At 42.9% G+C, this 13022-nt stretch carries 12 protein-coding genes; 3 read left to right on the top strand and 9 right to left on the bottom strand.

All coding sequences use genetic code 11. The annotated features are described in order from the left end of the window. The first annotated feature begins 9 nt into the window (after positions 1-9). Together FFM74_RS06900 and FFM74_RS06895 are read left to right on the top strand one after the other, a co-directional pair. Entirely contained in the window at positions 10-117 is a 108-nt protein-coding gene (locus FFM74_RS06900; RefSeq protein WP_223877190.1) for an IS3 family transposase, read from the top strand. A gap of 149 nt (positions 118-266) precedes the next feature. Continuing rightward, positions 267-1589, top strand: a complete 1323-nt coding sequence (locus tag FFM74_RS06895) for a metallophosphoesterase family protein (protein ID WP_137625896.1) — start codon at positions 267-269, stop codon at positions 1587-1589. An 811-nt stretch (positions 1590-2400) separates the two neighbouring features. Here FFM74_RS06895 and uvrC read toward each other — a convergent pair. From uvrC to FFM74_RS06880, 3 genes are all read right to left on the bottom strand, one after another. Then, positions 2401-4215 carry an excinuclease ABC subunit UvrC gene (gene uvrC, locus FFM74_RS06890; protein ID WP_137625895.1) on the bottom strand — a complete coding sequence of 605 codons (1815 nt, stop codon included), beginning with the start codon at positions 4213-4215 and terminating at the stop codon, positions 2401-2403. Positions 4216-4329: 114 nt separating this feature from the next. Then, positions 4330-5070: an amino acid ABC transporter ATP-binding protein gene (locus FFM74_RS06885; RefSeq protein ID WP_137625894.1), complete on the bottom strand. Its 741-nt coding sequence runs from the start codon at positions 5068-5070 to the stop codon at positions 4330-4332. Further along, positions 5063-6541, bottom strand: coding sequence for an ABC transporter substrate-binding protein/permease (locus FFM74_RS06880; protein WP_137625893.1), 1479 nt, complete (start codon positions 6539-6541; stop codon positions 5063-5065). The genes FFM74_RS06885 and FFM74_RS06880 overlap by 8 nt, the downstream gene beginning before the upstream one ends. 204 nt (positions 6542-6745) lie before the next feature. Between FFM74_RS06880 and FFM74_RS06875 the strand changes: the two genes are divergently transcribed. Beyond that, a complete protein-coding gene (locus FFM74_RS06875; protein ID WP_137625892.1) occupies positions 6746-6913 on the top strand; it encodes an SPJ_0845 family protein in 168 nt (55 codons plus the stop codon). 51 nt (positions 6914-6964) lie between these two features. Here FFM74_RS06875 and FFM74_RS06870 read toward each other — a convergent pair whose 3' ends face one another. From FFM74_RS06870 to tuf, 6 genes are all read right to left on the bottom strand, one after another. After that, on the bottom strand, positions 6965-7372 hold the full coding sequence (locus FFM74_RS06870; protein ID WP_137625891.1) for an iron-sulfur cluster biosynthesis family protein: 408 nt from the start codon (positions 7370-7372) through the stop codon (positions 6965-6967). Positions 7373-7640: 268 nt separating this feature from the next. After that, entirely contained in the window at positions 7641-7937 is a 297-nt protein-coding gene (locus FFM74_RS06865) for a nucleoside triphosphate pyrophosphohydrolase family protein (RefSeq protein ID WP_137625890.1), read from the bottom strand. Between the two features lie 2 nt (positions 7938-7939). Beyond that, on the bottom strand, positions 7940-8533 hold the full coding sequence (yihA, locus tag FFM74_RS06860; protein ID WP_137625889.1) for a ribosome biogenesis GTP-binding protein YihA/YsxC: 594 nt from the start codon (positions 8531-8533) through the stop codon (positions 7940-7942). 164 nt (positions 8534-8697) lie between these two features. After that, the gene (gene clpX, locus FFM74_RS06855; protein ID WP_137625888.1) at positions 8698-9960 is read right to left on the bottom strand and encodes an ATP-dependent Clp protease ATP-binding subunit ClpX; all 1263 of its coding nucleotides are present in this window, start codon (positions 9958-9960) and stop codon (positions 8698-8700) included. A 209-nt stretch (positions 9961-10169) separates the two neighbouring features. Continuing rightward, entirely contained in the window at positions 10170-11489 is a 1320-nt protein-coding gene (gene tig, locus FFM74_RS06850; protein ID WP_137625887.1) for a trigger factor, read from the bottom strand. Positions 11490-11692: 203 nt separating this feature from the next. Beyond that, positions 11693-12880 (bottom strand): elongation factor Tu, encoded by a 1188-nt coding sequence (gene tuf / locus FFM74_RS06845; RefSeq protein ID WP_137625886.1) that lies wholly within the window; start codon positions 12878-12880, stop codon positions 11693-11695. Positions 12881-13022 lie beyond the last annotated feature (142 nt).

The raw sequence follows: 13022 nt of genomic DNA, 5'->3' as shown, positions 1-13022 counted from the left end.
ATCACAACGATGGTTGGCGATTTCATGGATTGGTATAACCATTCACGCCGCCAGCCAACCTTAAAGGGCATGACCCCGGTTGAATACCGGAATCATGCCCTCAAGAAAATTGCTTAACAATTTTAATTATTTGATTGTCTACTTGACACGGAGCCGCGCCGTTAGAACTTTTTTTGTTCCCAAGTTTGGACAAAAAACTATCCAACCCTGCAAAGATACGGGTATAATAAGTTTATTAATTTATTTATTGAAACGAGACGATTTTTTTGAAACTTCAGCTACGGGCGCTGGCTTTAACGCTTTTACTGGGCAGCACCCTCCTATTAACCGGATGTCATCGCAACACCGCTAAGGCCCTGCCTGCCGTCAACGGGCACCAACTCACCGCCATGGTCATTAGTGATGATCACGTGATTGCACCAAGCCTGCACGACAACGGGCAGGCCTTTGACACCTACGCTGGCAATGATGCCGGTGCTGATTTGAAATACAGTGCCACCATCTTTAAGGCATTTATCGCCAAAGCGCTCGCAACTAAACCGGATGTCGTCATTATTAGTGGTGACATCACCAATAATGGTGAAAAAGCGAGTCACGAGTACGTTGCGAAACAACTGCGACGATTGACCGCTAAACGAATTCACGTGTACGTCGTTCCGGGCAATCATGATTTGAATAACCCGCTGACTCGGGGATTCAAAGGCAAGAAACAACATGAGGTCGACGCCACTGATGCGGCGCAATTCAAGCAAATCTATGCCGATGCTGGGTACAACGAAGCCGTTTCACACGATAGCAATTCTCTGAGCTATCTTGTGAAACCAAGCAAAAAGACTTGGTTCTTAATGTTGAACTCAGCTATTTATAAAAGTAATTATCAACAAGGTAGTTCAACGGTGGCCGGTGGCTTACCTGACGGCACCTTGGATTGGGTTGCCAAGATCGGACGTGAAGCGAAAAAACAACACGCAACGCTTATACCGGTTTTGCACCATAATTTGATGAATCATACCATGATCAATCAGGGGTATACAATCGGTTATGCAGATCAAGTTCGTCAAGTCTTTAGCAAGGCCAACATTAAACTCGCGTTGAGCGGCCATATTCATGCGCAAAGTATTAAACATAAAACTGTTAACGGTCAAGAACTGACTGATATTGCCAGTGGTGCACTAATTTTAGGCGAACACTACTATGGCACCTTAGTCATCAATCAAGATACCGGTGCCGCGCAGTATCATGCAACGCCACTCAATGTTAGCCACTATATCCAACAACATCAAGGCACCAAGGCTGCCAAAGCCTTTCAAAAATATGATCACGATGTCCTGTATGCCTCGGGATACAATGCTGCGTTGAGCTCGCTTTATGAAGACCGTGACGAGACGCACTATTCCTCGAAGAAGATTAAAACCTTGGCAACTGGTATGGGTGAAGCCAATATTGCCATGTTTCGTGGGACCTCAGTCAAGCAAACCGCTGCGGTTGACGCTTGGAATCGGATGCCCGACAGCATTGGCCTGAAAGAATTTATTTTGCGCACCAAAGACTTGCATGGTAACTTACAATGGTCAGGTCAGGTTCGCTAGTGCGTCAAAAACACTAAAGGCTGCAAAAATAAACGGGACTATATCAGCAACAGTCGCTCCTAAACTAAACTCGCGGTGACCGCTCCGTCAGTCAGAAACGTTGTGCCATGGTGGGACAGTCCCAGCCAAAGGACGGTCTGGAACTTCAATTCAAAGCTGATAACCCACGTCTTTGAATCGCCCCGTAAGATTAGGCGGCCGAAAACGCCGGCCCATCTTACCGACACGGCACAACGTTTCTGCCTATCTCCGCTAAGCTTGATAGCTGAAAATTGAGACAGATGTTAATTAATCCCTATAGTGCTCGATGAGACTTACTCACAAATTTCATTTCTCAACTGTTAGTCTTATACCAAACAACGCCGACACATCTAATCGTGTCGGCGTTGTTTGGTTTTTGTTTTAGAAAGATAAGCATCTCAAATCTGACAGCTACCACAGACTTGTTGAAAGTGAGACAGACAGACGGCTGTTTGCTAACTAAAGACGGTTTAAGACTTCGTTTCAAAGCCGATAACCTCCGTCTTTGAAATTACCCCATAAGATTGGGCGACTAATCTTACCGACACAGCACAACGTTTCTGTCTCCGCTAAACTTAATAGCTGAAGGTTGGGACTGATCACATCGGTCGTGACGGTGGCGTTGCATCGGCCGGTTTTGCCGACGCTACGCCACGGACGGTCCGGGACACTTGCGATTTTGGCAAGGGTTCCGGGCGAGGGCCAAGACGTTCCTGGCTTGGCCCGGTCCCACGACCGCATGTTATCAGTCCCAACCGGAAGTGGTAGCTTTTATCACAGGACTCACTTTTTATGTGGCCCCTTTTTGATAATGTTTTGGTGTGACGCCACCGCCCGCTAATGAAAACTTGACGGTTTGGGCAACCGGTTTAGAGATCCCTAATTTTTGAATCTCTTCAATCGGCGCCCCAGCAATTTTAGTCATTGACCCAAATTTGCGTAATAATTTATTCCGCGTCTTGGGCCCGACCCCTGGAATCTCGTCTAAGCGTGAACTCAGCGAATGCTTCGTATGCACTTGTCGATGGAACGTGATCGCAAAGCGATGAACCTCATCTTGAATCCGTTGTAACAAGTAGAAGCCCTGACTCTTCGGATCCAAATTCAAATGGGCATCACCTGCCGAGGCGAGTAAATCGGCGGTCTTATGATGATCGTTTTTGACCATTGCCGCGACTGGTGTGGCAATCCCTAATTCGTTTTCTAAGACATCTTTGGCCGCATCCAGTTGAATGTCCCCACCATCCATTAAAATCAGGTCAGGCAAGGCGGTGTGCTCTTTGAGCAGCCGTGTGTAGCGACGCCGAATAACTTCACGGGTCGAAGCAGCTTCATCCGCATGATCCACGGTTCGCAATTTATATTTTCGATAAAGTTTCTTATTTGGTTGGCCATCTGTAAAGACCACCATGGCTGAAACGAGATCCGACCCTTGGATATGCGAATGGTCAAACGCTTCAATTTTATGACCCGGTGGTAGGCCCAGTGCGTCGGTAATTTCCTTCATCGCACCGGTCGTTTTACGTTCATCCATCTCAAGTAAGCGGAACTTTTCTTCCAACACAATCCGTGCATTTTTTTCCGCTAGATCAAGTAGATCACGTTTTTGACCGCGTTGCGGCGTGCGCACCGGAATGCCAAGAATGTCACTTAGGACTTCCTTGTCCATCCCATCTGGCACCAAGACTTCCCGCGGCAAAACGTTATTTTTACGATTATAAAACTGCAAAATAAAACTAGTCATTTCTTCCGGGGCGGTCGACACGATTGGGAATAAGCGCTTCTCACGCTTCATTAAACGTGCCTGGCGAATAAAGAAGACTTGAATTGACAACCAACCTTTATCCAAATAAAAATTAAATAAATCACGAGGCGTGTTATCGTTTGAAATAATTTTTTGTTTTTCAACGGTCATTTCAATATAAGTCAATTGATCGCGTAACTCGGCCGCCCGTTCAAATTCTAAATCCGCGGCAGCAGTGGCCATTCGATGCGTCAATTGCTTCTTAACCGTTTCCACATGACCATTCAAAAAGGATTTAATTCGCTTAATCTGCGCGTCATATTCGGCCACCGGGACTGTCTTGAAACAAGCCCCCAAACACTGCCCCATATGGTAATACAAGCATGGTCGTTTTTGGAAACCGTTACAGCGCCGCAATGGATACACTTTTTGAATAAAATTGACAGTTTCTTGTGCCGCATACACGTTCGGATAAGGGCCAAAGTAATAGCCACCATCTTTACGAACATCACTCACAATCAAAATTTGAGGATCACGTTCGTTCGTAATTTTAATGTACGGATAACCGGTGCCTTTTTTTAATTTAATATTGAAATACGGCTGATGCTTTTGAATCAAAGTGATTTCAAGTAAGAATGCTTCCTTATCGGTCGAGGTGACGATAAATTCAAAATCCCTGATTTCTGAAACTAAACGCGCCGTTTTCCCGGTGTGGCTACTCTTGAAGTATGACCGCACCCGATTTTTTAAATTTTTCGCTTTGCCGACGTAAATAATCTGACTGTTAAGATTTTTCATCAAATAACAGCCAGGTAAGTCTGGTAATAGCGAGAGTTTATGTTCAATGTGAGCCGAGGCCATCTAACCCCTCCTTACTTTAATACAGCGTTATTAGTATACCGCCGTCACCTGGTTGCGACAAGCAATTCGCCCACAACACAAAAAAGGCCGGGAAAATGCGCCCGGCCAGTCTGATTACATTAAAATTTTAGATAAGAAGTCTTTAGCCCGTTCCGTTTCCGGATGAGCAAAGAAGTTTTCAGGCGTGTTATTTTCTTGAATATAGCCATCGGCCATGAACCAGATCCGGTCACCAACAGACTTGGCAAAGCCCATTTCATGGGTAACTACCACCATCGTCATGCCTTCTTTAGCCAATTCTTGCATAACATTCAAAACTTCACCGACCATTTCAGGATCCAAAGCAGAAGTTGGTTCATCGAACAACATCACTTTGGGATCCATCGCTAACGCGCGCGCAATCGCCACCCGTTGTGCTTGACCACCGGACAAGCTACTTGGGAAAGCATCCGCGTGATCATCCAGACCAACGCGTTCTAATAATTCGTGAGCCCGTTTCGTGGCAGCGGCGTCATCGGTCCCTTTAACTTTCATCGGCGCTAATTTGATATTTTCCAAAACGGTCATATTGGGGAATAAATTAAACCCTTGGAACACCATTCCCATTTTTTCACGTAAGGAATTAACACTCTTAGTATCCAACGTCGTCAAGTCTTGGCCTTCAAACGCCACCTTGCCACTTGTCGGTGTTTCCAACAAGTTCAAGCAACGTAAGAAGGTACTTTTACCACCACCGGAAGGTCCGATGACAACAATTACTTGGCCCGGATCAACCTTTTCGGTAATATCTTTTAAAACTTGGTTGTCGCCAAAACTTTTTGCTAAGGCTTCAACTTCGATTACTGGTTTAGTCATGTTGCATCTTCCTTTCGAAGTAGTTCAAAATCCGTGAAGCGGTGAAGGTCAAAATGAAGTATAAGACCATGATGACAACGATTGGTGCCACCCCACGATAGGTGTCAGAACGAACAATATTGCTTTGATAAATTAATTCGGTGACCCCGATAATCGACACGATTGAACTATCCTTAATCAAGGTAATAAATTCATTACCCAATGATGGCCAGATATTCTTCAAGGCTTGTGGCAAAACAACGTAACGCATCGTCTTACCATTAGACATCCCTAAGCTACGTGCCGCTTCGGTTTGACCATCATCGACAGAATTAATCCCACCACGAATGTATTCAGCAACATAGGCGCCAGAGTTCAAGGAAATGGCAATAATCCCAGAAGTTAATGCGGGTAAGTTAACAAAGAGCCCTAAACCAAAGTACACGAACATCACTTGAACCATCATTGGCGTTCCACGAATAAATTCAACATAGGCCGTTGCTAACCAACGAAGCGCCGTTTTAAGGACGCCACCTTTCGCCATCCGCGCTAAGGCTAAGATAATCCCAATAATGAAGCCAAAGAAGACGGAACAAACGGTAATAATTAACGTATATTCAATCCCGGTTAAGAATGCTTTCCAATAATGCCCCATCGAAGTATTGACAGTATTGGTCTTCAAATACTTGCCGGCAGTTGGGAGATAATCCTTTTTAACTAGGTTATCCTTTTTGATTTGATCGACAGTCACATTGACTTTATTGACTAAACTCGTCGAGCCTTTCCGAAAGGCAATCGCTGAACTCGTCGCTGAAGCGCTCATGTTAAAGTCAGATGGAATGGCAACTAATTGCTTATTGTTTGAAACATAGGCCTCGGCAGATGGCTTTTCCATCGCAACCCCATCTAATTTGTGGCTTTGTAAGGCCAAAATCAAATCAGATTGTGACGTCATCCCTTTAACCGCCGTTTTTTTCGTTTGGCTTTTTGAAGCATTATATTGGGTTGTCCCAGTTTGTGCTCCCAGTGTACCGCCAGCGAATGAATCCTTATTCTTATACTTACCAGCGTCGGTCTTGTTAATGACAATGTCATAACCGCCTTGATAATAAGTATGCGTAAAATCAACATTCTTACGACGAGCTGGTGTTGGGTTCATCCCAGAAATGATCATATCGACCTTACCCGTCTGTAACGCAACGAGCAATGAGTCAAAGGACATTGATTTGATTTTCAGCTTAACGCCTAAATCCTTCGCAACCTTTTTCCCAATTTGGACGTCCATCCCAACAACAGCACTCTTGCCGTTGACCGTAGCTTGGAATTCATACGGTGGGTAATCTGGTGAAGTCCCCATCACCAAGACACCCTTTTTCTGAATCTTTTCTAGTGAGTCATCCGTCGCAGCTTGTGCATGTTGGGTACTCATCGGTACTACCAACATGAACAACGCAACTAGCATGGCTAGCAGCAACCCATATTTTTTCTTCATAAGCGATCTCCTTGTTTTCTTTTTACAAGAACAAAGTATAAACTCAAATGATTATTTATGCAAGTATTTTCGATAATTTCTTTATTTTATGCATAAATAGGCCTTTTATGCAGTTTGATTCGCTTTTAAGCTGCATAAAAGACGAATAACTGACAAATGCGGCAAAATTTGCTATGATAAGACACAATTGAAAGGAATGATTGCATGAGCTTAAAAGTCCAACGCCAAGATAACTTAGATAAATTATTTGATAAATTTGCGATTGGTCCTGATGATAAGGATAAGCTGAGCACCAAAGCGATTCAAGAAACCATCGACGAACATGCCAAGCGCAAAACAGATCAACCTAAAGCCAAAGACGCTAAAAAATAGTCAAAAAAATCACGCTGCCCATCTGATTGGGTAGCGTGATTTTATCATTCATTAACAAATTTTAGTGCCAATTGTGGCCATTTTTTCACGTAATTCAGCTTCAGTTTCAGGACTAACATCCCGCCAGTCAACAACTGATAATGCCCCGTCAAGCATGCCACTATCGTCTTTTAGTGCTAAACCACTATGCCAACGGGCGATGTTCAGGCCATTGCCAAGAAAATCTTGATCAGCTGGCGCGGTGGCCATGTCATAACCCGCGTTATTTTCTAACGGAATCGTATAGGCCGGATCGGCAGCCGCCAAAATGACCAGCTGAAATTTATTGCCAATGGCACAACTGCCACCCAAGCTAGAATACTTGTTCGACCCATCATCCGTCGTCAAAATCACCCGACTACCGGCTGGGATCTTATTAGCTAAATAAGCTTGTGCGTCATCTTTAATATTAATCTTCATCAGTCAACACCCTTTCAGTGATCCTAATTAAGTTGTGTACAACTCTTCTACAAGCTTAAATATACGCTAGCCGACTCGGAAATGCAATTATCGTGCTTTCAAGAACTGATTATCATTAAGCGCTCACGCCTTCTAATTAATTAACCAAGTTGTCAGTTTTTGTCCGATAATTGACGGTAAGCCGTCGGAAATGACTGCTAAGTGGTCAAAAACTGACCACAAAAAAACCGTCACCTTGAGTTGATGACGGTTTTTGGGTCTCGCCGCGTTATTTACGGGCTTTACCATTAGGATATTTTTGATTTAATTTCGTAATATTTTGTTTGGCAACTTCATCAAATGGAATATCTGCCCATTCGGCAACTTGTGACAAGTACCAAAGGACATCACCCATTTGTTTCGTCAATTGATCCTTGTTCAAGCTTTCGCCATGAAAAGTATACTTTTTCACCAAATCCACGACCTGCCCAGTTTCAGAAGCCAAGCCTAATGATAAGTTAGTCAAAACTTGTTCATTGCCATAAAGCGTTCGATTCGCTAAAGATTGATAGTCATTAAATTCCACGATTACTTGCCCCCTACTGTATGTGCTTCGATCCAGGCCCAAATGTCATCTTTGCCAGCCTTAGTTTTCGCTGAAAACGGAATAAAATCATCGCCGGCTTGAAAGTTCAACGTTTTCTTGATTAAACTTTCTTGCTTGTTCCACTTACCGCGCGCAATTTTATCACTCTTAGTCGCGACAACCAATAATGGCATTTTATAATAATGCATCCACTCATACATCGTGACATCATCCTTCGTCGGGGCATGGCGGGCGTCGACTAAAATAATCACCCCACGCAAGGTACTCCGATTCGTCAAATAAGTTTCGATCATTTGACCAAATTTTTCACGATCCTTTTTTGAAACTTTGGCGTAACCATATCCTGGCACGTCAACAAAATATAACTGGTCTTCAACCTGATAAAAATTTAACGTTTGCGTTTTTCCGGGTTGACTTGACGTCCGCGCATAGCTATTGCGGTTGATCAACACATTAATCAAAGACGACTTACCAACATTCGAACGACCGGACAACGCGACTTCCGGATAACCGGTGGTTGGATATTGGCTGGTCGCCACGGCACTCATGACCAGTTCTACGTTATGCACTTCCATCGAAAATAACTCCTCTACCAAATAGTCTTTACTCATTCTAACACAATTTTACGCAACGATTGATCTAGTTCTAGCGACTAAAAATAACGTTGATAGCAGTCAAGACCGCGATAAGCAACGCCCATCACGGTCTTGAAATAACACTCAATTAAATTTTAAGTTTTTTATGAGGCCTTTTGATCTGCCAAAACTAATTCAGGTTCGGTATGATCTTCAACTGTCGCTTGATTGATAATAACCTTTTTAACATCTTTACGACTCGGAATATCAAACATGATGTCACGCATCGTGTCTTCGATAATTGACCGCAAGCCACGGGCACCAGTGTTACGTGCCAATGCTTCACGCGCAATCGCTCGTAAGGCGTCATCTTCAAAATCAAGTTCAGCACCATCAAGGGCAATTAAACGTTGATACTGTTTAACTAAGGCATTCTTTGGTTCTGTTAAAATCCGAACCAAATCATCTTCAGTTAAACGTTCTAAGGCCGTCAAAATTGGTAACCGTCCGATGAATTCAGGAATTAGACCAAATTGTAGCAAGTCTTCTGGCACAACTTGTTGCATGATACTCTTCGTGTCATCCAAAATTGCATTTTTGCCATCGGTATCATTGCCAAAACCAATTGTCTTATCACCCAAACGGCGCTTAACGATCTCTTCAATGCCGTCAAAAGCGCCACCAACGATAAATAAGATATTAGTGGTATCAATCTGAATGAATTCTTGTTGTGGGTGCTTACGACCGCCCTGAGGTGGCACATTGGCGATAGTGCCTTCCAAGATCTTCAGGAGTGCTTGTTGAACCCCTTCACCGGAAACATCACGCGTAATCGAGACGTTTTCGCTCTTCTTGGCAATCTTATCAATTTCATCAATATAGATAATACCCTTTTCAGCACGTTCGACATCATAGTCGGCGTTTTGCAAGAGCTTCAATAAGATGTTTTCCACGTCTTCACCAACGTAACCAGCTTCGGTTAGCGTCGTTGCATCAGCAATCGCAAATGGCACGTCCAAAATACGTGCTAAACTTTGTGCTAAGAAAGTTTTACCTGACCCAGTTGGACCAACTAAACTAATGTTACTCTTTTGTAATTCAGGACCATCAGAATCTTTATCACTGTCTTCCATGGCCTTAACACGCTTGTAGTGATTATAAACCGCTACAGAAAGTGTCCGTTTTGCTTCATTTTGACCGATAACGTATTGGTCTAATTCGTCAACAATTTCCTTTGGTGTTGGAATATCTGTTAATTCATGTGATTGTTCTTCGCTGAACTCTTCATCGATAATTTCTTTACATAAATCGATACATTCATTACAGATATACACGCCGGGGCCGGCGACAATTTTTTTAACTTGATCTTGTGACTTTCCACAAAATGAGCAGTTAACTGGGCCGTTTGTCTCGGTATTTTCAAACATTCATTCTCACCTCATCGATGTATTTACATGGACTAATCATAACAGAAAATTGGGCCTAAAACCACCTAAGGCCTTGTCATCTACGTTCAATACTATAACATGTGTCCACAAAAACTAGAAATGATTTGTCTATGAACTTACCAACTATTTTAGACAAATGAAAGGCCTCAAGGATTACCCTCAAGGCCTTTCGTCAGTCGACTAATAATTTAGTCTTCCTTGTCTTCTTTTTTGTCGTCAGCTTTGGCAGTTTGCTTGGCTGAATCAGCAATCAAGTCGACAGCCTGGCGAATCGCAATATCATGTGACAACATATCGTCAGTTAAAGCACCGCGAACAGCGCTTTCTTCCATGTTATATTGACCAGCTAAGTCTTTAACTTCAGCATCAATTTCATCTTTTGAAGGTTTGATGTTTTCAGCTTCAACAACCGCTTCTAAGACCAAGTTAGTCTTAACACGACGTTCAGCTTCGGCAGCAAATTGCTTGTGCAAGTCATCTTCAGTAGTACCAGTTAACTTGTAGTAAGTCTTAGGATCGATACCTTGTTGTTGCATGTTTGCCAAGTATTGATCCATTTGACGATGAATATCGTCTTCCTTCATTGCATCAGGAATTGCTTCGATTTCGGCATTGTCAACAGCTTGATTTAAAGCTTCATCTTCAATGGCATCATGGGCAGCAGATTCCTTAGTTTCTTTAAGTTCATCCTTGATTTTAGCTTTTAATTCTTCAAGAGTGTCAACATCTTCGTCAACGTCCTTGGCAAATTCGTCGTCTAATTCAGGGAGTTCCTTAGTTTTAACTTCATGAACAGTAACTTGGAAAGTTGCTTCCTTATCTTGCAAATCTTCTGCTTGATAATCCTTTGGGAAGGTTACTTTAACTTCTTTTTCGTCACCAGCTTTAACACCAACTAATTGGTCTTCAAAGCCAGGGATGAATGAATCTGAGCCTAATTCAAGAGAATAGTTTTCAGATTCGCCGCCTTCAAATGGTTTGCCATCAACAAAACCTTTGAAGTCAATCACAACTGTGTCGCCCTTAGCAGCTGCTTCGTCTTCTTTTAAGACCAATTCAGCTTGCTTTTCACGACGTGATTCCAATTCGGCATCAACATCCTTAGCGTAGACCCGCGTGTTTTGACGGGTAACACTAAGTTCTTTGTAGTCGCCTAATTTTACATCTGGTTGAACAGTTACAACCGCTTTTAAGACCCAAGGCTTGCCCTTTTCCATGCTATCAACATCGATTTTAGGTTGGTCAACGGGTTCAATTTCAGTATCTTTAATCGCTTGTTCATATGCTTCTGGGAGCACGATGTTCAAAGCATCTTGATAGAGTGCTTCTTCACCATACATTTGATTGAAGATTTGACGAGGAACCTTACCCTTACGGAAACCAGGGACGTTTAAGTTCTTCTTTGTATTTTGGAAGGCCTTATCGATTCCTTCTTTGATCTTGTCAGCACCAATTTCGAATGTTAATTCGCCTTGGTTGCCTTCTTTCTTTTCCCACTTTGCAGCCATTGTATTCCCTCCGAAACATTTAGTTTTTCTACAATTCTAGTCAATTGCATACTGGTTAAGTTTAACCTATCAACTCCATAAAGTAAACCGAATCAGTTAAAAAAACGCGTAATCTGGCGTTTTATGATGAGTTTTCTTAAAAAAAGAGACCCGGAAGAAATCTTCCAGGTCTCTCAAATGAATCAATGAAAATCAACTAGAGATTAGTCATCAATTTCAGAAACAACACCGGCACCAACAGTATGGCCACCTTCACGAACAGTAAACTTAGTTCCCTTTTCAACAGCAACAGGGGAAATTAATTCAACTGTAAATGTAACGTTGTCTCCAGGCATAACCATTTCAACGCCATCTGGCAATTCGATAACACCAGTAACATCGGTAGTATGGAAGTAGAATTGAGGACGATAGTTTGAGAAGAATGGCGTATGACGGCCACCTTCTTCTTTAGTTAAGATATAAACTTCACCCTTAAAGTTCTTATGGGTCTTGATCGAACCTGGCTTAGCAAGCACTTGACCACGTACGACTTGTTCGCGGTTAACACCACGTAACAAAGCACCAACGTTATCGCCGGCTTCACCTAAGTCAAGGGTCTTACGGAACATTTCAAGACCAGTAACAGTTGACTTCAATGGTTCGTCATGCAAACCAACGATTTCAACTTCGTCACCGACTTTAACAGTCCCACGATCGATACGACCAGATGCAACAGTCCCACGACCAGTGATTGAGAAGACATCTTCAACAGGCATTAAGAAAGGCTTTTCAGTATCACGAACTGGTGTTGGGATATATTCATCAACAACATCCATTAAGTGTAAGATAACCTTTTCTTGTTCTGGATCGCCTTCGAGAGCTTTCAAAGCTGAACCACGGATAACAGGAATATCGTCACCAGGGAAATCGTATTCTGAAAGTAATTCACGTACTTCCATTTCAACCAAGTCAACTAATTCGTCATCATCAACAAGATCAGTCTTGTTTAAGAAAACAACGATGTAGTCAACACCAACTTGGCGAGCCAAGAGGATGTGTTCACGCGTTTGTGGCATAGGACCATCGGTTGCAGCAACAACTAAGATGGCACCATCCATTTGAGCGGCACCAGTGATCATGTTTTTAACGTAATCAGCATGTCCTGGGGCATCGATATGCGCATAGTGACGCTTTTCTGTTTCGTATTCAACGTGCGCGGTGTTGATAGTAATACCACGTTCACGTTCTTCGGGAGCGGCATCAATTGAGGCAAAATCTTGAGCTTCTGCTAAGCCCTTTTCAGATAATACCTTTGTGATTGCAGCTGTCAAAGTAGTCTTCCCATGGTCAACGTGGCCGATAGTACCAATGTTTACATGGGGTTTTGTTCTTTCATAATGTGCTTTTGCCATTAAATGAAACCTCCTGTGATTTTCGCAAGAATAATGTCAGTCCAACTAATGTCCCGACAATTCTTTAGTTAATATTATACTACATCCTAATGAAAAGGCCAAATTGCGCACCCATCACTAGGAATCCTTAAACATTATATAT

Origin of the sequence: Lactiplantibacillus pingfangensis, from assembly GCF_005404945.1 — a bacterium.
In the GTDB taxonomy this organism is placed as follows: Bacteria; Bacillota; Bacilli; order Lactobacillales; family Lactobacillaceae; genus Lactiplantibacillus; species Lactiplantibacillus pingfangensis.
This window is presented reverse-complemented; position numbering and strand designations above follow the sequence as displayed.

What these genes read in the sequence shown, in the direction of transcription:
- FFM74_RS06900 (WP_223877190.1), top strand. Translation starts at nt 10, where the DNA reads ATGGTTGGCGATTTCATGGATTGGTATAACCATTCACGCCGCCAGCCA.
- uvrC (WP_137625895.1), bottom strand. Translation starts at nt 4,215, where the DNA reads ATGGCCTCGGCTCACATTGAACATAAACTCTCGCTATTACCAGACTTA.
- FFM74_RS06885 (WP_137625894.1), bottom strand. Translation starts at nt 5,070, where the DNA reads ATGACTAAACCAGTAATCGAAGTTGAAGCCTTAGCAAAAAGTTTTGGC.
- FFM74_RS06880 (WP_137625893.1), bottom strand. Translation starts at nt 6,541, where the DNA reads ATGAAGAAAAAATATGGGTTGCTGCTAGCCATGCTAGTTGCGTTGTTC.
- FFM74_RS06875 (WP_137625892.1), top strand. Translation starts at nt 6,746, where the DNA reads ATGAGCTTAAAAGTCCAACGCCAAGATAACTTAGATAAATTATTTGAT.
- FFM74_RS06870 (WP_137625891.1), bottom strand. Translation starts at nt 7,372, where the DNA reads ATGAAGATTAATATTAAAGATGACGCACAAGCTTATTTAGCTAATAAG.
- yihA (WP_137625889.1), bottom strand. Translation starts at nt 8,533, where the DNA reads ATGGAAGTGCATAACGTAGAACTGGTCATGAGTGCCGTGGCGACCAGC.
- clpX (WP_137625888.1), bottom strand. Translation starts at nt 9,960, where the DNA reads ATGTTTGAAAATACCGAGACAAACGGCCCAGTTAACTGCTCATTTTGT.
- tig (WP_137625887.1), bottom strand. Translation starts at nt 11,489, where the DNA reads ATGGCTGCAAAGTGGGAAAAGAAAGAAGGCAACCAAGGCGAATTAACA.
- tuf (WP_137625886.1), bottom strand. Translation starts at nt 12,880, where the DNA reads ATGGCAAAAGCACATTATGAAAGAACAAAACCCCATGTAAACATTGGT.